Origin of the sequence: Streptomyces fildesensis (genome assembly GCF_016107395.1) — a bacterium.
Classification (GTDB): Bacteria; Actinomycetota; Actinomycetes; order Streptomycetales; family Streptomycetaceae; genus Actinacidiphila; species Actinacidiphila fildesensis.
In genome coordinates this window covers 1-248 of record NZ_JAAIKO010000339.1, presented here as the reverse complement: position 1 = coordinate 248, position 248 = coordinate 1, and the positions used below count along the sequence as shown (strand labels likewise).

The following is a 248-nucleotide window of genomic DNA, read 5'->3' as shown; positions in this document are numbered from 1 at the left end:
CAGCAAATTTAGAACATCGTCAAGGGCTGAGAAATACTCTGAAACTTCATCGATCTCGAAATCCACACCAGACTCATACATGAAGAGGATCTTCTCCGCTTCCTCCAGCCTCGTTTTGAAACTCGACTCGTTGGCCTGCACCAAATCCGTGATGTTGGATAAGCGGTTATCGAAGCTAGATAAGATCAAGAGCATGTCTTCGCGAACGTTCTGCGTCGTGTTGAGGCTTTTCACGATCTGCTGCGCCG

General features: G+C 48.0%; 1 protein-coding gene. It reads right to left on the bottom strand.

Annotation, left to right across the window (positions count from 1 at the left end; translation table 11 throughout):
* Positions 1-248: hypothetical protein (locus C6N31_RS43125; RefSeq protein ID WP_198359747.1), on the bottom strand; the 248-nt coding region annotated here is incomplete at both ends.